The organism is Ruegeria sp. BHSC223 (assembly GCF_059613025.1).
In genome coordinates, this window is record NZ_JBXWRR010000003.1 from 35,221 (window position 1) to 58,234 (window position 23,014).

29 protein-coding genes are annotated in these 23,014 nt (G+C 62.5%); 15 read left to right on the forward strand and 14 right to left on the reverse strand.

The genetic code is table 11. The features are described from left to right. Positions 1-6 precede the first annotated feature (6 nt). The 3 genes from phaR to AC2FNY_RS07850 all read right to left on the reverse strand — a co-directional run bounded on the left by phaR (position 7) and on the right by AC2FNY_RS07850 (position 3,206). The gene (phaR, locus tag AC2FNY_RS07840; protein ID WP_234138099.1) at positions 7-564 is read right to left on the reverse strand and encodes a polyhydroxyalkanoate synthesis repressor PhaR; all 558 of its coding nucleotides are present in this window, start codon (positions 562-564) and stop codon (positions 7-9) included. Positions 565-825: 261 nt separating this feature from the next. Then, positions 826-1,272 (reverse strand): phasin family protein, encoded by a 447-nt coding sequence (locus AC2FNY_RS07845; RefSeq protein ID WP_234138096.1) that lies wholly within the window; start codon positions 1,270-1,272, stop codon positions 826-828. A 131-nt stretch (positions 1,273-1,403) separates the two neighbouring features. Then, positions 1,404-3,206, reverse strand: coding sequence for a class I poly(R)-hydroxyalkanoic acid synthase (locus AC2FNY_RS07850; RefSeq protein ID WP_234177195.1), 1,803 nt, complete (start codon positions 3,204-3,206; stop codon positions 1,404-1,406). A gap of 111 nt (positions 3,207-3,317) precedes the next feature. Here AC2FNY_RS07850 and phaZ point away from each other — a divergent pair, with 111 nt between their 5' ends. Next, positions 3,318-4,592: a polyhydroxyalkanoate depolymerase gene (phaZ, locus tag AC2FNY_RS07855; protein WP_234172214.1), complete on the forward strand. Its 1,275-nt coding sequence runs from the start codon at positions 3,318-3,320 to the stop codon at positions 4,590-4,592. A 2-nt stretch (positions 4,593-4,594) separates the two neighbouring features. After that, positions 4,595-5,173 (forward strand): DUF6151 family protein, encoded by a 579-nt coding sequence (locus AC2FNY_RS07860; RefSeq protein ID WP_496802118.1) that lies wholly within the window; start codon positions 4,595-4,597, stop codon positions 5,171-5,173. Here AC2FNY_RS07860 and AC2FNY_RS07865 read toward each other — a convergent pair. The 5 genes from AC2FNY_RS07865 to AC2FNY_RS07885 all read right to left on the reverse strand — a co-directional run bounded on the left by AC2FNY_RS07865 (position 5,170) and on the right by AC2FNY_RS07885 (position 8,743). Next, complete coding sequence (locus AC2FNY_RS07865; RefSeq protein WP_234162985.1) at positions 5,170-5,874, reverse strand: alpha/beta fold hydrolase; 705 nt, start codon at positions 5,872-5,874, stop codon at positions 5,170-5,172. The two genes, AC2FNY_RS07860 and AC2FNY_RS07865, sit on opposite strands and share 4 nt — an antisense overlap. 73 nt (positions 5,875-5,947) lie before the next feature. Beyond that, a complete protein-coding gene (locus AC2FNY_RS07870) occupies positions 5,948-6,562 on the reverse strand; it encodes a hypothetical protein (RefSeq protein WP_496802242.1) in 615 nt (204 codons plus the stop codon). Between the two features lie 17 nt (positions 6,563-6,579). After that, a complete protein-coding gene (locus AC2FNY_RS07875) occupies positions 6,580-7,008 on the reverse strand; it encodes a VOC family protein (protein WP_496802243.1) in 429 nt (142 codons plus the stop codon). Continuing rightward, positions 7,008-8,000, reverse strand: a complete 993-nt coding sequence (locus AC2FNY_RS07880) for an alpha/beta hydrolase (protein ID WP_496802119.1) — start codon at positions 7,998-8,000, stop codon at positions 7,008-7,010. Before AC2FNY_RS07880 ends, AC2FNY_RS07875 begins: the two co-directional genes overlap by 1 nt. Next, positions 8,000-8,743, reverse strand: coding sequence for an alpha/beta hydrolase (locus AC2FNY_RS07885; RefSeq protein WP_496802120.1), 744 nt, complete (start codon positions 8,741-8,743; stop codon positions 8,000-8,002). The genes AC2FNY_RS07880 and AC2FNY_RS07885 overlap by 1 nt, the downstream gene beginning before the upstream one ends. Before the next feature lie 114 nt (positions 8,744-8,857). On the opposite strand from AC2FNY_RS07885, the gene AC2FNY_RS07890 reads away from it, so the two are divergent. From AC2FNY_RS07890 to AC2FNY_RS07920, 7 genes are all read left to right on the forward strand, one after another. Beyond that, positions 8,858-9,601 carry a metalloregulator ArsR/SmtB family transcription factor gene (locus AC2FNY_RS07890; protein WP_234216269.1) on the forward strand — a complete coding sequence of 248 codons (744 nt, stop codon included), beginning with the start codon at positions 8,858-8,860 and terminating at the stop codon, positions 9,599-9,601. Next, on the forward strand, positions 9,601-10,011 hold the full coding sequence (locus tag AC2FNY_RS07895) for an MAPEG family protein (RefSeq protein ID WP_496802121.1): 411 nt from the start codon (positions 9,601-9,603) through the stop codon (positions 10,009-10,011). The genes AC2FNY_RS07890 and AC2FNY_RS07895 overlap by 1 nt, the downstream gene beginning before the upstream one ends. A gap of 158 nt (positions 10,012-10,169) precedes the next feature. Further along, positions 10,170-12,116, forward strand: a complete 1,947-nt coding sequence (gene thrS / locus AC2FNY_RS07900) for a threonine--tRNA ligase (protein WP_234137769.1) — start codon at positions 10,170-10,172, stop codon at positions 12,114-12,116. A gap of 221 nt (positions 12,117-12,337) precedes the next feature. Further along, the gene (locus AC2FNY_RS07905; protein WP_234138090.1) at positions 12,338-12,640 is read left to right on the forward strand and encodes a BufA1 family periplasmic bufferin-type metallophore; all 303 of its coding nucleotides are present in this window, start codon (positions 12,338-12,340) and stop codon (positions 12,638-12,640) included. A gap of 95 nt (positions 12,641-12,735) precedes the next feature. After that, positions 12,736-13,593 (forward strand): MNIO family bufferin maturase, encoded by an 858-nt coding sequence (gene bufB / locus AC2FNY_RS07910; RefSeq protein ID WP_496802122.1) that lies wholly within the window; start codon positions 12,736-12,738, stop codon positions 13,591-13,593. After that, a complete protein-coding gene (locus AC2FNY_RS07915) occupies positions 13,590-14,372 on the forward strand; it encodes an HvfC/BufC family peptide modification chaperone (protein WP_496802123.1) in 783 nt (260 codons plus the stop codon). Before bufB ends, AC2FNY_RS07915 begins: the two co-directional genes overlap by 4 nt. Next, a complete protein-coding gene (locus AC2FNY_RS07920; protein WP_234137766.1) occupies positions 14,347-14,910 on the forward strand; it encodes a DoxX family protein in 564 nt (187 codons plus the stop codon). The genes AC2FNY_RS07915 and AC2FNY_RS07920 overlap by 26 nt, the downstream gene beginning before the upstream one ends. A gap of 40 nt (positions 14,911-14,950) precedes the next feature. Here AC2FNY_RS07920 and AC2FNY_RS07925 read toward each other — a convergent pair whose 3' ends face one another. Continuing rightward, positions 14,951-15,319: a hypothetical protein gene (locus tag AC2FNY_RS07925; protein WP_234137765.1), complete on the reverse strand. Its 369-nt coding sequence runs from the start codon at positions 15,317-15,319 to the stop codon at positions 14,951-14,953. Positions 15,320-15,367: 48 nt separating this feature from the next. Next, entirely contained in the window at positions 15,368-15,685 is a 318-nt protein-coding gene (locus AC2FNY_RS07930) for an arsenate reductase family protein (RefSeq protein WP_496802124.1), read from the reverse strand. 218 nt (positions 15,686-15,903) lie between these two features. On the opposite strand from AC2FNY_RS07930, the gene AC2FNY_RS07935 reads away from it, so the two are divergent. Then, positions 15,904-16,110 (forward strand): cold-shock protein, encoded by a 207-nt coding sequence (locus AC2FNY_RS07935; protein ID WP_011047016.1) that lies wholly within the window; start codon positions 15,904-15,906, stop codon positions 16,108-16,110. A 99-nt stretch (positions 16,111-16,209) separates the two neighbouring features. Here the strand turns inward: AC2FNY_RS07935 and thyX are convergent, their stop codons facing one another. Beyond that, complete coding sequence (thyX, locus tag AC2FNY_RS07940) at positions 16,210-17,133, reverse strand: FAD-dependent thymidylate synthase (protein WP_234166964.1); 924 nt, start codon at positions 17,131-17,133, stop codon at positions 16,210-16,212. A gap of 196 nt (positions 17,134-17,329) precedes the next feature. Between thyX and AC2FNY_RS07945 the strand changes: the two genes are divergently transcribed. From AC2FNY_RS07945 to AC2FNY_RS07965, 5 genes are all read left to right on the forward strand, one after another. Beyond that, the gene (locus AC2FNY_RS07945) at positions 17,330-18,388 is read left to right on the forward strand and encodes a hypothetical protein (protein ID WP_234166965.1); all 1,059 of its coding nucleotides are present in this window, start codon (positions 17,330-17,332) and stop codon (positions 18,386-18,388) included. A gap of 341 nt (positions 18,389-18,729) precedes the next feature. Beyond that, positions 18,730-19,797 carry a surface lipoprotein assembly modifier gene (locus AC2FNY_RS07950; protein ID WP_496802125.1) on the forward strand — a complete coding sequence of 356 codons (1,068 nt, stop codon included), beginning with the start codon at positions 18,730-18,732 and terminating at the stop codon, positions 19,795-19,797. Positions 19,798-19,863: 66 nt separating this feature from the next. Continuing rightward, complete coding sequence (locus tag AC2FNY_RS07955) at positions 19,864-20,292, forward strand: VOC family protein (protein ID WP_011047011.1); 429 nt, start codon at positions 19,864-19,866, stop codon at positions 20,290-20,292. After that, positions 20,292-20,981 carry a DUF1194 domain-containing protein gene (locus AC2FNY_RS07960; RefSeq protein ID WP_496802126.1) on the forward strand — a complete coding sequence of 230 codons (690 nt, stop codon included), beginning with the start codon at positions 20,292-20,294 and terminating at the stop codon, positions 20,979-20,981. The genes AC2FNY_RS07955 and AC2FNY_RS07960 overlap by 1 nt, the downstream gene beginning before the upstream one ends. Continuing rightward, the gene (locus tag AC2FNY_RS07965) at positions 20,978-21,742 is read left to right on the forward strand and encodes a DUF1194 domain-containing protein (protein WP_496802127.1); all 765 of its coding nucleotides are present in this window, start codon (positions 20,978-20,980) and stop codon (positions 21,740-21,742) included. The genes AC2FNY_RS07960 and AC2FNY_RS07965 overlap by 4 nt, the downstream gene beginning before the upstream one ends. Here AC2FNY_RS07965 and AC2FNY_RS07970 read toward each other — a convergent pair. The 3 genes from AC2FNY_RS07970 to AC2FNY_RS07980 all read right to left on the reverse strand — a co-directional run bounded on the left by AC2FNY_RS07970 (position 21,736) and on the right by AC2FNY_RS07980 (position 22,957). Then, positions 21,736-22,227 (reverse strand): MarR family winged helix-turn-helix transcriptional regulator, encoded by a 492-nt coding sequence (locus tag AC2FNY_RS07970; RefSeq protein ID WP_430539070.1) that lies wholly within the window; start codon positions 22,225-22,227, stop codon positions 21,736-21,738. The genes AC2FNY_RS07965 and AC2FNY_RS07970 overlap by 7 nt on opposite strands. 83 nt (positions 22,228-22,310) lie before the next feature. After that, positions 22,311-22,568 carry a succinate dehydrogenase assembly factor 2 gene (locus tag AC2FNY_RS07975; protein WP_234137757.1) on the reverse strand — a complete coding sequence of 86 codons (258 nt, stop codon included), beginning with the start codon at positions 22,566-22,568 and terminating at the stop codon, positions 22,311-22,313. Further along, a complete protein-coding gene (locus tag AC2FNY_RS07980; protein WP_496802128.1) occupies positions 22,565-22,957 on the reverse strand; it encodes a helix-turn-helix domain-containing protein in 393 nt (130 codons plus the stop codon). The genes AC2FNY_RS07975 and AC2FNY_RS07980 overlap by 4 nt, the downstream gene beginning before the upstream one ends. Positions 22,958-23,014: the final 57 nt, after the last annotated feature.

Sequence of the window (23,014 nt, forward strand, 5' to 3'; positions counted from 1 at the left end):
CCGCGCTTAGCTGAGCTTGGACAGTTTGCGTTGCAACTCGGCAAGCTGTTTTTTAATGTCGTCCAGGTCCTCGCCCTGTTCACTCTTGTCGCCCTCTCCCTCCTTACCGGGTCCGCTCCAAGTGTTGCCCAGGCCGCCGGTCATGGCGCGGATGAAGGCCTCCTGCTGGGCCTTGAGCGCTTCAAAACCCGGCATCTGCGCCATCGGGTTAATGGCGTTCATGTTCTCCATCAGCTTGGACTGGCTTTCGCGCAACATGTCGAACGAGCTTTGCAGGAATTGGGGCATCATGCCACCACCCGGCACCATATAGCTGCGCACCAGATCGTTCAGGACGTTGACCGGCAGCACATTCTCGCCACGGCTTTCATGCTCGGCGATGATCTGGAGCAGATATTGCCGGGTCAGGTCGTCACCGGTCTTGAGATCGACGATCTGCACCTCGCGCCCGGCCCGGATGAAGCCGGCGATATCCTCGAGTGTGACATAGTCGCTGGTCTCGGTATTGTACAAACGCCGGCTGGCATAACGCTTGATCAGCAGCGGTTTTTCCTGTTCGGCCACGACGTTACTCCCCATTATTGTCGCATTGCAGCGAGCCTATGCGAGCGCAGAACAAAAGAAAAGAGAAACGGCGCGGCATGCTGCCGCCCAAGGGGCGGCCCCGGAATTTGAACAAATTCCGGGAGAGAAAATTCTACGAATTTTCCAGGCCGTTTTCCGGGTCGGAAAACGGCGCCCCGCAACAAGAAAGGGCAGGTCTTTCGACCTGCCCTGCGGTATCGCACCAAAGGGGGAGGAGAGCGGTGCGCCCCGCCTGTCGTCTTACTTCGCGGCTGCGGCCTTCTTAGCGGCAGCGGTCACGTCGTTGGTGGCTTTCTTCACTGCGGCAGTCGCATCCTCGGTGATATCCTTGCCGGCAGCCATCAGCAGCTCGACGGTGTCCATCTGCACTTTCTTCGCGATTTCGGCGAAGGCGGCCATGTTCTCGGCGGCAACTTCAGCCGATGCGCTGGCGAAATCGGTCATCGCCTTGGCATAGTCTGCCGGCTCTGCCTTTGCTTTCGACATGTCGCTCAGCTTGGCCAGGGTTTCCTTGGTCCACTTGCTCGAGATCTCGGCCGATTTCTCGGCGGCTTCCAGAGCAACGCCCGACAGTTTCTCGTTCAGGGCTGCGGTCGACTTGAACGCGTCTTCCATTGCCTTGGTGTCAACGGGGAATGCGCCCATCATGTCTTTCATGATCGCGGAAAAGTCTTGGGTCTTTGCCATTGTCTCAATCCTCATTGCCGGGTCCGGGCCCACCCCGTTTCCTGCGGCTTGAGAGGAATATGCTTTCTGCGACGCAGCATTTCAAGGAAAATAATGCTGCGCCGCAGAAAAAATTTAGGAATGGCGAAAAATCAGGTACTTGCCTTGGCCACCACGTAGGTGCCCGGGGCCGGGCACAGGCGAGGATGCTCCGAATCGCCGGTGTCGCGCGCCGGAATTTGCTTGCCCGCGCGCGGTTTCAGCCAGGCCGCCCACATCGGCCACCAGGACCCTTCGTTGAAATCGGCCTCGGCCAGCCAGGTTGCGGCATCGGCCTTCAGGTCGGGGTTGGTGTAATGGCCATATTTCTTCTTGGACGGCGGGTTCACGATGCCCGCGATATGGCCGGATTCGGACACCACAAAGGTTTTCGAGCGCGACCCCATCTTCTGCACTCCGCGATAGCAGTCCTTCCAGGCGGCGATATGGTCGGTCTCGCAGGTGATTGCCATCAACGGCACATCCACATCGCGCACATGCAGCGTGTGGCCCATCAGTTCGAACCCATCGCCCGCGAATTCATTACGCTGGCAGAGCCCGCGCAGATATTGCACGGCCATCTTGGCCGGCAAGTTGGCGCCATCACCGTTCCAATAGAGCAGATCGAAGGCGGGCGGCGTTTCGCCCAGCATGTAGCTCTGGATCGCGGGTTTGTAGATCAGGTCGTTCGAACGCAGATAAGAGAAGGTCCGCGCCATGATCCACGAGCGCAGCACGCCCTCGCGGGTGACCTCTTCCTCGATTCCGTCGATGAAATCGTCTTGCAGGAACGGGGTGAACTCTCCCTGATCCGAGAAATCGGTGAGCGCAGTAAAGAAGGTCGCGGATTTCACCGACTTGTCGCCGGTCTGTTTCATCAGCGACAGCGTCAGGCTCAGCGTGGTGCCCGCGATGCAATAGCCCACCGCGTTGACCTGCTTGACCTTGCAGATCTTCTTGACCTCGTCGATGGCGGCCAGGAACCCGTCCTGGATGTAATCCTCCATCCCCACGTCGGCATAACTGGCGTCCGGGTTGATCCAGCTGACCACAAAGATGGTGAACCCCTGCTCTGTCACCCACTTGATGAAGCTGTTCTGCGCCTTCAGGTCGAGGATGTAGAACTTGTTGATCCAGGGCGGGAACAGCACGATCGGGATCTCGTGCACGGTATCCGTAACCGGCTTGTACTGGATCAGTTCCATCATCCGGTTGCGATAGACCACGTCGCCGGGCGTGGTGGCGATATTGCCGCCCACCTGAAACGCCTTTTCATCGGCCAGCTTGACCACCAGTTCACCATTGTTGGCCTCGAGATCGGTGATCAGGTTCTCCAGCCCCTTGAGCAGCGAGCGGCCCTCGGTCTCGACCGCGCGTTCCAGCGCGTCGGGATTGGTGGCGAGGAAATTGGTAGGGGCCATCATGTCGATGATCTGCTGCGAGAAATACTTGAGCCGCTTGAGATCCTTGTCCGGCAGGTCATCGACCGAGGCGACAGCCTGGGCCAAGGCGGCGGCGTTGGTTTGATATTGCTGGCGAATGAAGCGGAAATAGGGGTTGTTCTCCCACATGGGGTGCGAGAAGCGGCGATCCTTGGGGGCCGCGTCATCATCCTCGACCCCGCCGGTCATCAGCGCCTGCTGCGCCTCGGCGAAATTCATGACCGACTTGCCCCAGAATTCCAGCTGCTGTTCCAGCAACTTGGCGGGATTCTGCCAGGCCTCGGCCCAATAGGCGGTTGCTGCCTTTGCAAAAAGCTCTTGATTCGGGGCATCCAGTGCCGGGGTATGGGGCTTCTTACCGGCCATGATCTCGACCAGACGCTTCGAGAGTTCCTCGACCTTGGTCATGTTTTCCTTAAGCTGTTCAAATTGTTCGGCTGTCAAATGCGTCGACATATCTTCACTTGTTGTCATTTTAAGGAATCCCCCCTAACCTCGCTGCTATGCAGAATAACGTCGTGCATTGCGGGGGGCAAAGCGACGAATGGTCCGAAATCTCCAGGTGTGGCTTAGGAGGCCCGTTTCATGCGTTACATGATGACCTACGACTGGATGGAAACCGTTCGTAATACCAATCAATGGTTGGGGGCGACTGCCAATTCGATGGCATCCTACCCGCTGTTTTCCATGGTTCCGAACCCCGTCTTCAACTGGATGTCCGCCTGGGGTGAGGTGACCGAGCGCACGTTCCAACGCATGGTGGTCAAGCCCGACTGGGGCATTCGCACCTTTACCTGCGAGGATGGCAAGGACCACCTGGTCGAGATCAAGACCGTGGTCGAGCGTGACTTTGGCGATCTCATCCATATCAACGTCACGGGGCGCGAGACGCAGCCGCGTAAGGTGCTGTTGGTGGCGCCGATGTCGGGTCACTACGCGACGCTCCTGCGCTCGACCGTCAAGAGCCTGCTGGTCAATTGCGAGGTCTATGTCACCGACTGGCACAACGCCCGTGATATCCCGGTCTCGGCCGGCAAGTTCGATGTCGAGGATTACACGCTCTATCTGGTCGATTTCATGCGCGAACTGGGGCCTGACACCCATGTGATCGCGGTCTGCCAGCCCGCCCCGCTGACGCTGGCCGCCACCGCCTATCTGGCCGAGCTTGACCCAAAGGCGCAGCCCAGCACGCTGACCCTGATCGGCGGTCCCGTCGACCCCGACGCCACCCCGACCGAAGTGACCGATTTCGGCCGCCGCGTCACCATGGGCCAGCTGGAACAGTCGATGATCCAGCGCGTCGGTTTCAAATACCAGGGCGTTGGCCGCATGGTCTATCCGGGCCTGTTGCAGCTGGCCTCGTTCATGTCGATGAATGCCGACCGCCACTCCAAGGCCTTCAGCGACCAGATCCACCGGGTCATGCGCGACGAGGCCTCGGACCATGACGCGCACAACCGGTTCTACGACGAATATCTGGCCGTCATGGACATGACCGCCGAATTCTACCTCTCGACCGTCGAGCGAGTGTTCAAGAAGCGCGAGATCGCGCGCAACGCATTCATCGTCGATGGTCACAAGGTCGATATCAGCAAGATCACCGATGTCGCCGTGATGACCGTCGAAGGCGCCAATGACGATATCTCGGCCCCCGGCCAGTGTATCGCCGCGCTCGACCTGTGCACCGGGCTGGCCGACAGCAAGAAGGCCAATCATCTGGAGCCGGGCGCGGGCCATTACGGCATCTTTGCCGGGCGCAGCTGGCGCGACAATATCCGGCCGCTGGTGATCGACTTCATGAACACAAACAGCCGCAAAGGCAAATCGCTGCGTCCCGCCAACAAGAACAGCGCCGCCTGATCATGGCACGGGCCAAGGCGACCGAGCTTGCCTTTGCCTGTTCCTGCGGGGCGCTGGCGGGGCATCTGACCGCGGACGCGGTCCGCGCCGGAACCCGGGTCGGGTGCCACTGCCCGGATTGTCGCGCGGCCGAGCTCTACTTCGATCAGCCGGACCCGGCGCCGGGTCCGGTGGATATCTTCCAGACCAGCCCCGACGGTTTCGTGATCGACCGCGGCGCAGAACATCTTGCCCTGATGCGCCTTTCGCCCAAGGGCCTGTTCCGCTGGTACGCCAAATGCTGCAACAGCCCACTGGCCACGACGCTCAATTCCGCCAAGAAGCCCTTTGTCGGGGTGAATGTGCGTCGGCTGGCCGATCCCGATGCGTTGGGCCGCACCCGCGCCTATGGATTTGTGCCCCAGCCCGATGGCAGTCGCAAACACCGCAACATCGCCCCCGCCGTCTATGGCTTGCTGACGAGGATGCTGGCCGGGCGGCTGTCGGGGCGCTGGCGCAAGACGCCGTTCTTTGATAGCAAGACCGGTGAACCGGTGGCCAAGCCGGAGGTGCTGGACAAGGAAACGCGCGCAGCGCTTTAACGCTGAGGCTCGGCCAGCCAGGCCTGCAATGCTTCGGTCACCACGTCAGGCGTTTCGAGGGTGGGCAGGTGACCAGCCTCGTCGATCACAGTCAATCGCGCATGAGCGACCAGATCCGCGATAAAGCTGTGTCGCTTGACCGGGGTCAACCTGTCATGTGCACCGCACAGGATCAGGGTCGGTACCCGGATCTGGCGTAAGGCGCTCTGCTGATCTGGACGGCGCTGCAGCGCCCGCATCTGCCGCACGAACTGGTCCGGTCCAGCCTCGAGCCCCATTTGACGCACGACCTCGAGCACCTGCAACCGGCCTGGCCCCGGCGCCAGGCTTTCAGGGCGCAGCACCTGGCCCAGCGCCTGTTCCAGTTTGCCGACCCGGGCGCTGATTATCAGCGGCTCCCGCGCTGCGGCGATTTGGGGCGTGTCGGTCTGGGCATCGGTGGACATCAGGCATAGCCGACTGACCCGCTTGGGCGCGCGCCTGATCATCTCCATCGCCACGATACCACCCATGCTGAGCCCTGCCAGCGCAAAGCGCGCGGGCAGATGCGGCAGCAGGTCCTCGACGATCCGGCTGATCTGATCAGCCTGTCCTACGGGGCAGACGGTCACGGCGCGCGAACGCGAGAGAACCGCCAGTTGCGGTGCAAACAGCCGCGCATCGCAGCACATGCCCGGCAGGAAAACCAGTGGCTCGCCCATATGTCTCCCTTTCGCCCCAGAACCGTCACTCACCGGCAGAATGGGCAGTTATCGGCTACAGGACAAGCCCTGTCTAGGGATAGGCGATGCCGCGAAAGGCGGGAAAATCGGAATAGGCCGCGCGCCGCGCCGCCAGCGGCATCGGCGGCTCCTGCCCGGCCACCACCAGCCGTCCGCGTGGCGCGATATAGCTGTCGATCCGGCGCAAGGGCACGGGCCGCCACACCAGGTTAAAGGCGCAGAGCTTGGGAAAGAACCAGATCTCGGAATAGTCCAGGTGATCGTGCAGCCACCAGGCCAGATCGCGCCAGTCGCGCCCCTGCACATAGCGGTCGGCAAACCAGGGGATCACCACTGACGCCCCGGCAATCCGCGCCTCTCCCCGGCCCCGGTCCCATATGTGGCATTCCAGCGGATGATCGTTGCGGGCACAGTTCAGGCGGTTCTCATTGCCGAACCGGTTGAGCGATGCCGAGCGATAACCCGAGCGCACCGCGATACGGCCGAACGTCTCCTCCAGCGGGTCCATCAGCGTCTCGCAAAAGGCCCTCCCGGTCTCGATCGCCAGATCGGGATCGTCGGGAATGTTCTGACGGGCATGGAAATTGCCGATCTCGGAATAGAGAAAATCGCGCATGAAAAAGTGGCGCGACAGGCGCACGCGGCCCAGGGTCTCCAGGCTCCACATGCTGCCCGGGCGGCGCATCAGCCGTACCCGTTCCAGCGAAACTCGCCATTGGGTCCCAGTGCCGAAAACGGGTTATGGGCGATTTCCCAGATGCTGCCATCCGGCGCACGGAAATAGCCGTGATAGCCGCCCCAGAACACCTCTGAGGCGGGTTTGAGGATCTCGGCCCCCGCCGTCTGCGCACGCTCCAGTAACGCATCAACCGTTTCCCGGTCGCGGCAATTATGGCTCAGCGTCATCGCCCCCTGCCCCAAATGCTCTACCGGCAGGCCGATATCATCGGCCAGCGCCGCCAAGGGATAAAGGCCCAGAACCTGCCCGATCAGGTCAAAGGCGATCACCCCGTCCGGCGTCTCGACCCGGCGCCATCCCAGCGCCTCATAAAAGGATGCCGCCGCCTCGACATCCTCGGCGCCGATAGTGATCAGGCTCACCCGCTGGTCCATCATTCCATTCCCTGTTCCCGCAGCCAGGCGAGCATGCCCGCAACCGCGATATCGGTCTGCCCCGGCGACATGATATCGCCCGCGATCACATGCGAGGACGGGTCGTCGCCCGGCCCCATGGTGACGGTGCGCATCTCGGCCGGTCCGCCCCAGCGCCGGGCGACCTCGCCCGTCAGATCGGGGCGCACCACCCTGTCGTCGGGTGAATACCAGAACAGCGCCGGCACCCGGGCCTGTCCGAAATCGAGCCCCACCACTGCCTTGACCAAGGCCGCCATCGGCACCAGCGCCGACCAGCTGTAACGGGTGGTCCAATAGGTGTTCTTGTCCGGATCGGGGCTGCTGGCATCCCGCTCGCCACCCATGACCGCGGGCAACCAATAGCGCGCGCCCGGCAGGGTCGGAACAAAGGCCATTGGGTCGTTCACCCCGAAATTGGGCGAGACAAGGATCATCGCGGCCACATCGGCCGACATGCCGGGGTCCAGCGCCGCCGCCGCCGCCAGCGTGCCACCGGTCGAGGTGGCCATGACGATCACACGCTCGCCAACCGCACGGCCCGCTGCCAGCGCCTCGGCCGCATCCCGCATCCAGCCCGATGCGCTGCCCTGTTCCATCGCATCGCTGCCGCGTCCATGACCTTGCAACCGGGTATAGACCAGATTGGCGCCCAGCGCCTGGGCAATGCGATCGGGCACCGGGCGGATTTCCTCGGAAGTGGCCGAGAACCCGTGCAGGTAGACCAGCGCATAGGGCGTCCGGCGTTCATATCCGTCCGGCGCCCAGACCACACGTTTTTCGACACCCGGCGTGATATCGGCAAAACGCGACTCGATACTCTCGAAATAGACCTGCACACCCTCGCCGAACTTGCGCGGATCGAACCGGGCCTTCAGATCGACGGTTTCATAGGGGCCAAACCACCAGGCCAGCCCCCCCGCCAGCGCAAGAACAGCCAGGACACGCCCCAGAAACTTCCCAAACCGTCGCATCAGCCAACTCCCCGCACGTCGATCACCGCGTCCTCGATGATCTTCAGGCAGGTCTCGTCCGAAAAGCGGTGATCGGCATCCTTGACCAGCAAGAGGCGCATGTCGGGCCCGGTGGCATGGTTCAAGAGGCGCACCGCCGTATCGACCGACACCGCCGTATCGGCGGTGCCTTGCAGGAAGCGCACCGGGAACGGCAGATGCAGCGGCGCGCGCAGCACCAGATGGTTGCGCCCATCCTCGATCATCCGGCGGGTGACGATATAGGGTTCCATATAGTCCGAGGGCAGCTCCACCCGGCCCTCGGCGGCCAACTGCGCCTTTTGGCCCGCGTCAAACCCGGCCCACCAGCCATCCTCTGTGAAATCCGGCGCGGCGGCGATGGTCACCATGCCCGCGATCCGCCCTGGCCGCGCCCGCGCCAGCAAGAGCGCCTGCCAGCCGCCCATCGACGAACCCACCACGATCAACGGCCCCTCGGTCAGGCTATCGACCGCGGCCAGCGTGTCCTGATGCCAATCCCCGATCGCGCCCTCGTCGAATATGCCTGAGCTTTCGCCATGCCCCGAGTAATCGAACCGCAAGAACCCATACCCTCGCCCACGCGCCCAGGCCTCCAGATGCACTGCCTTGGTGCCCTCCATGTCCGACTTCAACCCGCCCAGGAACACGATGCAGGGACCGTCGCCCGGGGTGAGATGATAGGCGAGGCTGCGCCCCTGGTCGGTTGTCAGAGTATCGCTCACCGGGCTTTTCCTTTGCTGGTCGTTTTCCCAAGCCTCCATCGCTTTGCAGGCGGGTGCAAGGCTCATTAAGTTACCATATTGTCACGTGACTATAGAATCACATATAGTCGCAACATGGACATACTTTTCAAAGCTCTCAACGACCCCGCCCGCCGCGCCATTCTGGATCAATTGCGCCAGAAGGACGGGCAAAGCCTGAGCGAGTTGGAAAGCAAGTTCGACATGACCCGGTTCGGGGTCATGAAACACCTCAAGCTGCTGGAGGAGGCGCATCTGGTCCTCACCCGTCGCGAGGGGCGGTTCAAATACCATTACCTCAATCCCCTGCCCTTGCAGGACATGATCAACCGCTGGGTGGCGCCCTTCCTGCAACCGCAGGCACAGGGGCTGGCCGCGCTGAAAGAGAAATTGGAAACGGAGAACAGAATGGGAAAGCCCGATTTCATGATGCAGACATTCATCCGCTGCACACAGGATGCGCTCTGGGCGGCGCTGACCGAGACCGAGCAGATGGCGGCCTATCACTTCCTCTGCAACGAGGTACGCGGTGCGGTCTCGCCCGGCGAGACGGTCGAGTTCATCACCCCCGCCGGCGGCGCGATGTTGCGACAGGTGACCCGGAGGCTTGACCCGAAATCCCGCATCGAGATGAGCTTCGAGCCGCTTTTCATGGGGCCGGGCGCCGTGGCCTCGGAAATGGTCTATCTGATCGAGCCGCAGGGCGAGATCTGCAAGCTGACCATCGAACACTACAACCTCGCCGTCGGGCAAGAGGGCATCGGCGAAGGCTGGGCGCGACTGGCCGCCTCGCTCAAGAGTTATCTGGAGACCGGAACCGCGCTGAAAGGGGCCGCATGATGGAGAGCTTTCCCACCGAACTGGGCATTCTCACCTGCCTGATGATCCTCGCCGCCTCGCTCTGGATCCCCTACGTGATCGGGATCTCCACCGATCCCTCGCATGAAGAGGCCTTCGCCCGGCCCGCGCAGATCTCCAATCTGCGCCCCTGGGTGCAGCGCGCCCACCGGGCGCATCTGAACCTCTTGGAACAGGCGATGCCCTTTGCGGTGCTGGTGCTGATCCTGGCGCTTATTAACGGGTTCTCGACGCTGACCTATTGGACCGCGATCGCCTTTTTCTGGATCCGGGTGCTGCATGCGGCGGGCATGATCTCGGGCTATGCCCGGATGCCGCTGCGCCCCATCCTGTTCAGTGCAGGCTGGGTCTGCACCCTGTTGATGGCCTATGCCCTCTTTGCCGCGCGCTGACCGCGCGGCCGGCCCAAAGTTTCGCGAAACTTTGGGCACAGACTTTCTGCGAAAGTCTGCTGCCTTGACTTCGTCTGCGGCCCCTGCCAAATCGGGCGGACACCATAACCCGCAACCGGGCGTTCAGTGGGCGCCAAACCGACGAGGAGCCGCCAGTCATGGCCCAGATCTCTCTCACCTTTCCCGATGGCAATGCACGATCCTATGACGCAGGCGTAACGCCCGCGCAGATCGCCGCAGACATTTCCACCTCGCTCGCGAAAAAGGCCATCTCGGCCACCGTCGACGGCAAGCACTGGGACCTGCAATGGCCCATCTCGGCCGATGCGCAGATCGCCATTCACACCATGGCCGACGAGGCACAGGCCAACGAGCTGGTGCGCCACGACCTCGCCCATATCATGGCCCGCGCCGTACAGGAGATCTGGCCCGCGACCAAGGTGACCATCGGCCCGGTCATCGAGAACGGCTGGTATTACGATTTCGACCGTGCGGAGCCCTTCACTCCCGAAGATCTCGGCCTGATCGAGAAAAAGATGAAAGAAATCATCAACAAGCGCGAGCCCGTGACCACCGAGGTCTGGGAACGCACGCGCGCGATCGAATTCTACAAGGCCAACAACGAACCCTACAAGGTCGAGCTGATCGAGGCCATTCCCGGCACCGAGCCAATCCGCATGTACTGGCACGGCCATTGGCAGGATCTGTGTCGCGGCCCACACCTGCAACACACCGGCCAGGTCCCCGGCGACGCGTTCAAGCTGATGTCCATCGCCGGCGCCTATTGGCGCGGGGACAGCAAACGCCCGATGCTGCAACGCATCTATGGCGTCGCCTTCACCGGCAAGGAAAAGCTGAAAGCGCATTTGCACATGCTGGAAGAGGCCGCCAAGCGCGACCACCGCAAGCTGGGTCGCGAGATGGACCTGTTCCACATGCAGGAAGAGGCGCCGGGCCAGGTGTTCTGGCACCCCAACGGCTGGACGATCTATACCGAGTTGCAGGACTATATGCGTCGCCAACAGCGCCGCGGCGGCTATGTCGAGGTGAACACGCCCCAGGTCGTCGACCGCAAGCTGTGGGAGCGTTCGGGTCATTGGGAGAAATACCAGGAGAACATGTTCATCGTCGAGGTGGACGAGGAACATGCCCGCGAAAAGGCGGTCAATGCGCTCAAGCCGATGAACTGCCCCTGCCATGTCGAGATCTTCAAGGTCGGGCTGAAATCCTACCGTGACCTGCCGCTCAGGATGGCCGAGTTCGGCTCGTGCAACCGCTATGAGCCCTCGGGCGCGCTGCATGGTATCATGCGGGTGCGCGGATTTACCCAGGATGACGCGCATATCTTCTCGACCGAGGAACAGATCGAGGCGGAAACCGCCGAATTCATTCGCTTCCTCAGCGCCATCTACAAGGACCTCGGTTTCGAAAGCTTCAAGGTCAAGTTCTCGGACCGGCCCGAAACCCGCGCCGGATCGGACGCGGTCTGGGACAAGGCCGAAAGCGCCCTCTTGTCCGCCACCCGCGCCGCCGGGATCGAGCCAGAGCTCAATCCGGGCGAGGGTGCCTTCTATGGCCCGAAACTGGAATTCGTGCTGACCGACGCCATCGGGCGCGACTGGCAATGCGGCACTTTCCAGGTCGATTTCGTGCTGCCCGAGCGGCTGGACGCCACCTATATCGGCGCCGACGGGGCCAAGCATCGCCCTGTGATGCTGCACCGCGCAACGCTGGGCTCCTTCGAGCGTTTCATCGGCATCCTGATCGAGGAACACGCGGGCAAGCTGCCCTTCTGGCTGGCGCCGCGTCAGGTGGTGGTCGCATCGATCACCTCGGAGGCGGACGACTATGTGCATCAGGTGGTGGCCGAACTGCGTGCCGCAGGCGTTCGGGCCGAAGCCGACACCCGCAACGAGAAGATCAACTACAAGGTCCGCGAGCATTCGGTGGGCAAGGTTCCGGTGATCCTGGCCGTCGGTCAACGCGAGGTCGAGGAGCGGACAGTATCTGTCCGGCGGCTGGGCGAGAAACAAACCAGCGTGCAGAGCCTGGCGGATGTTACAAAAGAGCTGGGACAGGCCGCGACGCCCCCCGATCTTCTGTAACAATTCTCACGAAAACAGCGCAGGCCAGACCCCGGACCGGGGGCTGGCCTGTAACATTTCCGGCCCACGCCGCAAGAATCCCTTTGTTTATCGCAACACTTGCCCAAGAATTCTGACGGGAATGTGAGACACGGGGTCGTGAATTCAAACGACGCCCACCGCACACTACCTTTGACCTGTCCAAAGCAGACATATCACACGATCACGAAGGGATGACCGACATGTCGAACACCGCAAAGACCCTGGCCATCGCAGGCGCCGTCGCAGCAGCACTGGCCGGTACCACCACCACCGCCAGCGCCCAAGCCAAGGAGAAATGCTATGGCGTTTCGCTGGCCGGCAAGAACGACTGCGCCGCCGGACCCGGCACCACCTGTGCCGGCACCTCGACCGTCGACTATCAGGGCAACGCATGGACTCTGGTCGATGCCGGCACCTGCGAAAGCATGGAACTGCCGGCCCAGGCCGATGGCTCGGCCCGCAAGGGTTCGCTGGAAGCGCTGGAGCGCGACCTGCCCGCATAAGCCGGCACCAGATCGCGGGGCGGGCCGGAGCATCGGCCCGCCCCTATTCTTTCTATCCCCTTGCCCATCCCCCATTGCCGCAAAGGATTGGACAGATGCTGGACACTTCCCGGACCAACAACCAACTGCCTGCCTTGCCGGGCGTCGGGTACAAGCCGCAGCATTTTGCCGAAATCCTCGAAGCGCCCGGCCCGGTGGGCTGGCTGGAAATCCATGCCGAGAACTACATGGGCGATGGCGGCCGCCCGCTGGCGCAGCTGCGCCACCTGTCCGAACGGTTCCCGATCTCGGTGCATGGGGTTGGCCTGTCGATTGGCGGCGAAGGTGCGCTGGATGCCGACCATCTGGCCCGGCTGAAACATCTGGTGGGCTGGCTGAACCCGGCCAGTTTCTCGGAACATCTGGCCTGGTCCACCCATGACAGCCATTTCCTGAACGACCTGCTGCCGCTGCCCTATACCGACGCCACGCTGACGCGTGTCTGCAATCACATCGAGCAGGTGCAGGATTTGGTCGGGCGGCGGATGCTGCTGGAAAACCCCTCGTCCTACCTGGCTTTTGCCGAAAGCAGCTGGTCCGAGCCCGATTTCCTGCGCGAGATCGCCCGGCGCACCGGCTGCGGACTGCTGCTTGACGTCAACAACGTCTTTGTCTCGGCCACCAATCTCGACTTTTTGCCACAGGGCTATATCGACGCCTATCCGCTGGAGCATGTGGGCGAGATTCATCTGGGCGGCCATGACGAGGATACCGACGACCACGGACACCCGCTGTTGATCGACAGCCACGGGCGCGAGGTGGTGGATCCGGTCTGGGCGTTGCTCGACTACGTGCTCGACCGGTCCGGCCCGAAACCGATCCTGATCGAATGGGATACCGATGTGCCGGACTGGTCCGTGTTGCGGGCCGAGGCCGCGCGCGCGCAAAGGGCGCTGGAGCGCATCCCGGCATGAGCGTCTCGCAAACCCAGTTTCACACCGCGCTGCTGGATCCGGCCAGTGCGGTGCCGCAGGGCCTGTGCGACGCGCGCGCGCAGCCGGCGGGCCGGCGGTTCGACGTCTATCGCAACAATGTCGCGGTCTCGCTGACCGAGGCGATGCACCAGGCCTTTCCCGTCATCGCCAAACTGCTGGGCACGCAGAACATGGACGGGCTTGCAGGCATCTACCTGCGCCAGCATCCCCCCACATCGCCGCTGATGATGTTCTATGGCGAGACATTCCCCGAGTTTCTGGCCGGGATGCAGCAGCTGTCGCATCTGGGCTATCTGCCGGATGTGGCGCGGCTGGAACTGGCGTTGCGCCATGCCTATCACGCCGCCGACAGCACGCCCATCGACCCGCAGATGCTGGCCATCGACCCTGAGGCGCTGATGGCTGCGCGGCTGGAATTCGCCCCCGCAATGCGCTTGTTGCGCTCGCCCTGGCCGATCCACGCGATCTGGCGGTTTAACACCGAAGACGACGCGCCCAAACCCGCACCCGAGGCGCAGGACGTGCTGATCACCCGGCCCGAATATGACCCGATCCCGCAGCTGCTGCCCCCCGGCGGCGCCGACTGGATCATCGCGCTGCAAGGCAGCGCCACCATCGGCGCGGCCTATGAGGCCGCCGCCGAACAGACCCCCGATTTCGACCTTGGCGCCACGCTCGCCCTGCTGCTCCAGGGCGGCGCCATCACCTCACTCACAGAGCAAGGACAAGACAATGAACCCACTCGTCTCGATCCATAACCGTGTCTTCGGCCTGGTGGAAACCGCCGGAGATTGGCTGTTGCCACTGTTTGCCCGTTTCACCTTTGCCGCCGTGCTGCTGGTCTATTACTGGAATTCCGGCCTGACCAAGCTGGGGGACGGGATTTTCGGCCTCTTCAGCCCCTCGATCGGCGCCTATAGCCAAATTTTCCCCAAACAGCTCGAAGCGGTCGGCTATGACGTATCGCAACTGGGCCTGTTTCACTGGGCCGTGGTCATGGCGGGCACCTATGCCGAATTCATCCTGCCGCTGCTGATCGTCATCGGCCTGTTCACCCGTCTGGCCGCGCTCGGCATGATCGGTTTCGTGGTGGTGCAGTCGCTGACCGACGTTTATGGCCACGGCGCCACCGATCTGGCCACGCTGGGCGCCTGGTTCGACAATCAGGCCAGCAGCGTGATCATGGACCAGCGCCTGTTCTGGGTGTTCACCCTCAGCCTGCTGGTGATCAAGGGCGCCGGGGCGCTGTCGGTCGATGCGCTGATGCGCGGTCGCACCCAGGCGGCCATGGCCTGAACACCTTGCTGGCCCGCGCTCCCGGCGTGGGCCAGAAGCTTCAGAAATGCGCCTTGGGCTCGTCCGGCTTGCCCGCGGCCACGCCCAGAACCCCGCCCACCGCGGCAAAGGCGATGGGGAACATGGTGAACACGTTGAAGCCAAAGGCGTGATACATCCCCGCCGCCGACACCAGCAGCAGCACCCCGCCCCACAGCGCCCGTGACCGCGCCATGGCACCGCCCGCAATCGCCAGCATCGGCGCGATGATCGAGGTCATCTGCACCAGATCGGCATTCTCGACCTGCTCGGCCAGCCCGTCGATTTCGCCAAAACGCTCGATCGCCTCGACATAGCCAAAGCTGAAAAAGCCGACCAGCATGCCGATCAGACCGGCGATGATCCCGAGAACAAGGGCGGCATTGCGCATCTTGGGTTCTCTCCTGCGTTTCCCTACAGGCCCGACATAAGGCCGGTCCTAGTCCAGACCAAGGGCCTGACGGGTGCCGGGGGTCCAACCGAGGTAAAATTCCCCTCCGGCTTCGATCAGCGGCCGTTTCATCAACGCGGGATGCTCGGCAATGAGATCCAGCGGCGCGCGCGCGCGCTCGTCCTCGTCCAGCCCACGCCATGTGGTCGAGCGAGTGTTGAGAAGATCGCCGCCAAATCGCGCCCAGGCCCGGTCCAGAACCGCCGGATCGATCCCGTCGGCGCGCACATCGACAAGCCGCGCATCCGGCAGGGATTTCAACGCCTTGCGGCAGGTATCGCAATTCTTCAGACCATAGATCAGCATGGCGCCCCCTTCTTTTTACTGCGGAAATATCGCGCATTTTGTGCCTCGACACCCCCTTTTTCTTGATTTTTGCACGCACCGTGCAATCTTGTGGCCGGAGCTTCCGGCCTCTCGGCGTCCGGCATGGTCATGCTGGACCGCGCGCCGCCTGACCGGTCGCCCGTTCGCGACCCCGCCAATTAAAGGGGTGACCTGGAAGGTAGAAGGAGACACGGGACATGCCTACCGGCACCGTGAAATGGTTTAACGCAACAAAAGGTTACGGGTTCATTGCCCCCGATGACGGGGGCAAGGACGTTTTTGTTCATATCTCGGCTGTCGAACGGTCCGGCCTTACCGGACTTGCCGACAATCAGAAAGTGTCCTTTGAGATGCTGGACGGACGTGACGGCCGCAAGATGGCCGGAGACATCAAGCCACTGTAACGGGACCACCCGGAACGTTCCGGGTCATGCAACCGACGGCGGCCGGCCTGCGCGGCCGCCGATCCCTTGTTATGACCCCGCATTGCAGGGCGGCAGAATTCAGGCTCCGCCTTCGCTATGACTGATAACCTCTTGAAATTCTCGCCATTCTCGCGCTGAGAGGCCCGAGGCCTCTTGTGTCACCGCCTCGCCCGCCAGCATCCGGCGCAGGCTGTCGACCATCTGTGCAGACAGGTTCACCGCACCCAGCCGGTAATCCTCGAACGCCTTATAGGCAAAGGGGACCCAGTCGGCGACCAGGCGGCACATGGTTTCTGCATAGACCCGGATCTCGTATTGCGCATGAGGGTCGGCGCGCAGGCGCAGGAAATGAAACAGGTTGTGCAGATCGACCTTCCAGTACCATTGGGTATAGATATTCGCCGGCAGGTTCATTCGCGCCAGTTCGCGCGCCAGACCCTGCTGGCCCTCCTGCCCGATCATCGCTTCGTAGTTGTCATAGCAGCGGGCGCTGTCGGCCTTGAGAATCTCCAGCACGCGCGCCGCCTCTTTCCCTTGCAGAGCCTCACCCCGGCCCTGGTTGTTGACCGCCGATTGCGCCGCCACATGTTCCGGTGCCGGGATATAGAATTCGCGGTCCAGGATTGAGTAGCGCGCCGAATATTCGTTCACATTCGCGGTCCGGTGCCGGATCCACTGCCGCGCGACAAAGACCGGTAGTTTCACGTGCAGCTTGATTTCGCACATCTCGAACGGGGTCGAATGCCAGTGCCGCATCAGATAGCGGATCAGCCCCTCATCGTTCTGCACTGACTTGGTGCCCGTGCCATAAGACACCCGCGCCGCCTGGCAGATGGCCGCATCATCGCCCATATAGTCGATCACCCGGACAAAACCGTGATCCAGCACCGGATGCGCGGAATAGAGTTGCGCCTCCATCCCCGGCGACACTACACGGCGGGTCGGCGCGGTCTGCGCCCGCTGGGCGTCGATCTCGGCCAGTTGCTCTGGAGATAGCGGCATCAGGGTCCCTTTCACTAGATGAGTCGCAGCGCCACTATATATTGCATTGCTCCACACAAAAACCGCCATATCAGGTATGGCTTTTTAGACACCCTATTTGGCTTTCCCCAGACCCGTTCAGGTTGCGATTGACTTTCACCGTTTCAGCCGGGACTATCTCTCAAAATGATCTGACAAAGAGCAGAGGCAGGCAGTTATGAAATCCTATCTCGTTGCAGCCGCAACGTGCGCTTTTTTGACAGCGTGCGGCGGCTCTGATGCCGTATTCGGGACAGGCGATGGCTCTGATACCGGTTCTGGGACCGATGGCGGAACTGATGGTGACACCGGGACACCAATTCAGGGTGATCGCGTCGTACCCCCTGGAACCCCCTCGCCGACCCCTGCCGCTGGCATTTTTAGAAGCGAGCCAACAAGCACCGAAGACCCCTATACCGGCAACGGCTTTGCTCGAGATGTAAGGTACAACGCCGCCGACGACACATTCTCGGTCGACAACCTCGGCTTCGACGGCGACAACACCTATTCCCGTGGCGCAGCTGTCAGCAGCCTAGGACCCTACGCCGTATACGAGGCCGACGCACAATTCCTGGACAGCTTCGACGGTGAACCGGTGAACCAGTTCCGTCACCGTGCCATTTATGGCGTTTCGACCTCGAGCAACACGCAATTCGCGATTGTCCGGACCGGCGCCTATGTCGACTATGGCTTTGGTGGCTTTATCTATCAGCGCAACAACAACGTGAATCTACCGACCACGGGCCAGGCCCTCTTCACCGGCAAGGTTGCCGGTCTGCGAGACTATAACGGGGTTGGTGCGCTGGAATACACCACAGCCGATATTCGCATCGCAATTGATTTCGACGATTTCAATGATGCCACCGGAACACGGGGCGATGCTGTTCGCGGCGTGATGGACAACCGCCGCATTCTGAATATGGACGGCGAAGACGTCACTACCAGCACGCTGAGCAGGATCAATACGCAGAACAATGTTTCCTTGACCGAAATTCCCACTGCCACCTTTACCGTGGGCCCCGGTGTGATGGACGACAATGGCGAGTTGCTGGGTAAGATGACCAGCTATTACGTGGACAACGAAGGTAGAGCGCAGCTGTTCGAGGAAGGCAACTATTACGCCATCATCTCGGGCGACAACGCTGACGAAATCGTCGGGGTGGTCGTTCTGGAAACGAAGCGTGACCCGGTTGCTCCATCGGTCCGTGAAACCGGCGGCTTCATCGTCTACAACTGAGGCCGGTAATGCGGCTACCGCCAAAGATACGCCGCCCGGTTGCTGTTCTGGCCTTAATGGCTGGTTTTATCCAGGCACCTGCCCTTGCGCAGGGGCCCGCCCGGTTGAGCCCCGACGAATTGCGCGCCACCGCCGTTCAGGCGCTCCGCATCGGAGCACCTGAGCAGGCCTACAGCTATGCTAGAGCCTTGGTGCAACGGGATCCAGCGGACCGTCAAGCGCTGCTGGTGCATTCCCGTGCCGCGCGGTCTCTCGGCCGCTTTGACGAAGCCCGAGAATCTGCCCGGCAGGCTTGGCGACTATCCGAGACTGACGAGCAAAAATACGCAAGCTCGATGGTCATGGCTCAGGCACTGGCATCGGATGATCGGCGCACCCTGGCGCAATGGTGGCTGCGCCGCGCCGTCGAACATGCCCCCTCCGAGGAGTTGAGCCGGATTGCCGTGCGCGATTTCCGCTATGTGCGCGCTCGGAATCCGTGGCTGACGCGGCTGTCCTTTGCGATCACCCCGGACAGCAACATCAACAACGGCTCGTCACAACGATCCTCGTTTCTGAACTACAAACTGTCCGAAGTGCTCTATGGTCAGCCGGTGGAATATCAGCTGGGCGGATCGGCGCGGGCGTTGTCGGGGGTCGAATACGCGCTCGGGCTGACAACGCGATACCGATTTCGCGAGTTGCCGACCCGCGCGCATGACCTGATCCTGTCGGTCGATCTGCGCGCCTATTCGCTGTCTTCCGAGGCCAAGGCACTCGCCCCCACCGCCCGTGCCAGCGATTTTTCCTTCGCCTCCTACACGCTGGGCTATGGCCAGCGCGGCATCAATTTCGACCGGCGCGGCGAATACCGTTTCTTTGTCGATGTCGGGCAGAGCTGGTATGGCGGCAACGAATATGCCCGCTTTGCGCGGCTCAGCCTGGGGCAAAGCTACAAGCTGGACAGGGGGCGCCAGATCAACGCCCGCATCGCCACCGAACGGCAATGGGGTGTCACCCGCAGTGATCAGGACACGATACGCGCAGATCTGTCCTATACCCTGCCGCTCGCGGGGGGGACGACGCTGTGGACCAATCTGACCGGGGCGGTGGCGACCTCGAACCTGGCCGCAGACGAGTTCGACGAAATCGCGCTGCGGGCCCAGATCACCTTTGCCAAACCGATCCTTGGCGCCACCGCGCAACTGGGTCTCTGGGCCCGCAGCCGCGACTACGATGTCTCTCCGCATGATCGCAACGGCCGGCAGGAAGACAAGTACGAGGCGGATTTCACGCTGATCTTCAACAAGATAGACTATTACGGCTTCAACCCGACCATGCGCATCAGCGCCTCGCGCACCGAAAGCAACATCGCGCTTTATGATGCGCGCCGTTTCGGGGTGAATTTCGGCATCCAATCCGCGTTCTAGGCAGTCTCGACATTGCCGGCCACTGCGCTAGGCTTCGTCTCGACACCCAGCACAGGAAAACAAGCGATGCCGCTCAAATATCTGCATGTCATGGTCCGCGTGAAGGACCTGGAAAAATCCATGGCCTTCTACGAATTGCTCGGTCTGCGCGAAATCCGCCGCTACGACAGCGAAGAGGGGCGGTTTACCCTCGTCTATCTGGCCGCACCCGGGCAGGACGAGACGCCGCTGGAGCTGACCTATAACTGGGATGGTGACGACGGGCTGCCCAGCGACAGCCGCCATTTCGGGCATCTCGCCTATGGGGTCGACGACATCTATGCCACCTGCGCGATGCTGCAAGAGAACGGTATCACCATCAACCGGCCACCGCGCGACGGGCGCATGGCCTTTATCCGCTCGCCCGACAATATCTCGATCGAGCTGTTGCAGAACGGTGCCGCGCTGGACCCGGCCGAACCCTGGGTCAGCATGGACAGCACCGGCCACTGGTGATGCGCCGAGGCGCCGCTGCCTGTCTGCTTGCACTGCTGGCAACGCAGGCGTCGGCTGTGGAATGCCGCCTGGCCCTTGCCCTGGCGCTCGATGTATCGCGCTCGGTCGATGCCCGCGAGGATCGGTTGCAACGACAAGGGCTGGCGACGGCGTTGCTGGCCCCCGAAGTGGTGCGCGCGGCCTTGTCGACCCCGCAGCCGGTGGCACTTGCCGCCTATGAGTGGAGCGGGCCGACCGACCAGCACCTGCTGGTCGACTGGGTGCTGATCCGCTCGCGCGCCGATCTGGAGAGCGCCGCCGCCCTGATTGCGGCGTCTCAGCGCGCCACGACCGAGGCGCCCACCGCAATGGGACACGCACTGGCCTATGGCGCGGCGCTGCTGGCGGGCGGTCCCGACTGCCTGTTCCACACGATCGACCTGTCGGGCGATGGCGAGAATAACGAGGGCTTCGGCCCACGCGCGGCCTATGCCACACCAGCGTTTGACGGGATTACCGTGAACGGGCTGGCTATCAACGGGGCCGAATACGAGACCGAGATTCAGCTGATCCCCTATTTCGAGACCGAGGTGCTGCATGGCCCCGGTGCCTTTCTCGAGGTGGCGCAAGGCTTTGCCGATTTCGAACGCGCCATGCGGCGCAAGCTGGAACGGGAACTGTCCGGGCTGGTGATCGGGGGGCTGCGATGATCCGCGTGTTGACGCTTCTGGTCCTGCTGCTGCCCGCGCCCGGCTGGGCCGGGTGTCGGCAGGCGTTGGCACTGGGGCTCGACGTATCCGGCTCGGTCGATGCGCGCGAATACCGGTTGCAACTCGACGGGCTGGCCGCCGCACTGCTGTCGCCCGCGGTTCAGTCGCGCCTGCTGGCGATGCCCGGCCACCCGATCCGGCTGGCCGTCTATGAATGGAGCGAACCGGGGTTTCAGCGCCTGATCCTCCCCTGGCGGCAGATCGGCACCACAGCCGATCTGGAGGCGGTCGCGGCCACCCTGCGCGCCACCCGCAGAGCTGCGGCGCCGCCGGGCACGGCCGTCGGCCCCGCGATGCGATACGGGGCCACCCTGCTGGCCCAACAGCCCGATTGCTGGAAACGCACACTCGACCTGTCCGGCGATGGCAAGCACAACATGGGTCCGCATCCGCGCGCCGTAAAGGCCGCGCTGGAGGGCACCGACCTGACCGTCAACGCGCTGGTCATTGGCGCGGACAGCATGACCTCCACGGACCTCCGCCAGACCCAGATTGGAGAGCTGTCGGCCTATTACGGCGCCTGGGTGATCCTGGGACCCGGCGCCTTTGTCGAGGTGGCGCTGGGATATGACGATTATCAGGCCGCAATGGAGCGCAAACTGCGGCGCGAGCTGGAGGGGCTGGTTCTCTCTGCCCTTCCCGCCCGCACCGCGACGCAGCTACACGCGCCTGTTCTGCCTGGGCCTGTCCTGCCTCAATAAATGTACCGGATCTGATCGGTCCAGTACCGCTCCACCCGTTTCAGCGCCGAGGTGATCTCCTCGATTCCGTCGGGCCCCAGCACGCCCCGGCTTTGCAGCCCCTCGGCATGGCGCATGAACAGCTCGGCCACCACATCGCGGATCTCGCGCCCGCGCTGGGTCAGCCTGACCCGAACCGACCGGCGGTCGATCTCGCAGCGCTGGTGATGCATATAGCCCATCTCGACCAGTTTCTTGAGGTTGTAGCTGACATTGCTGCCCTGGTAATAGCCGCGGCTTTTCAATTCGCCCGCAGTCACCTCGTTATCGCCGATATTGAACAGCAAAAGCGCCTGTACCGCGTTGATTTCCAGCACGCCGACCCGCTCGAACTCGTCCTTGATGACGTCGAGCAGCAGCCGGTGCAACCGCTCGACCAGAGACAGCGCCTCCAGATAGTTTGCCATGAAGCCTTTGGCGCCGGCCTGGGCGATCTGCCTCTCCATACTCATCCGTCTCTCCGACTCGCTGCTGCTTGCCGAACACTCTGAGACGAAAACCCAAAGAATCAGTTAAGTTGAAAACTGTGTTATTTTTGAAACGTTTGCGAGATATCCGCGATCAGATCCCGATAGCGGTCCGGGGCAGAAACCTGCCCCGTGACCCATTGATAGAGATCCTGATCGTTCTCGTGCAGCAGCGCGTCGTAAAGATCGAGCGCGCCCGCATCCATCGCCTCGATATTGCGGTCGGCATAGGCGGACAGGATCAGATCCATCTCCTTGATCCCGCGCCGCATCGACCGCATGCGCATCCGTTTGATCCGGGTTTCGCGGCTTTCGCTCACTCGGTTTGCTCCATGATCTGGCGCAGCTGCTTCTCCAGCCGCGCGGCGCGTTGGCCGCTGGCCTGAAGATCAGCGCGAAGGCTGCGCAATTCGGTCAGCAAGGCCGCCATGTCGCGGGCGGTCTCGTCGGTCTCGGTCAACACCTCGCCGCCCTGCCCCTCGCCGGTGATCAGCCAGACGATCGAGACATTCAGCAGCCCCGCCAGCATCGACAGACGATTGGCGCGCGGCTCGGAGAGGTCGTTTTCCCAGCCGCTGATCGTGCTCTTTTTTACCCCAAGACGGCGGGCCAGTTGCGCCTGGGTCATGTCCGCGGCCTCGCGCGCCGCAGCCAGACGGTCGCCAAAGGTCGCGGCCTCGGGTCCGTACCAATCGGTTTCGTCGCTCATAGCGGTCCTTTCCGGTTGCCTCCGCAACCTGCTTGATCGTCGGTTGGGCGCACCCTA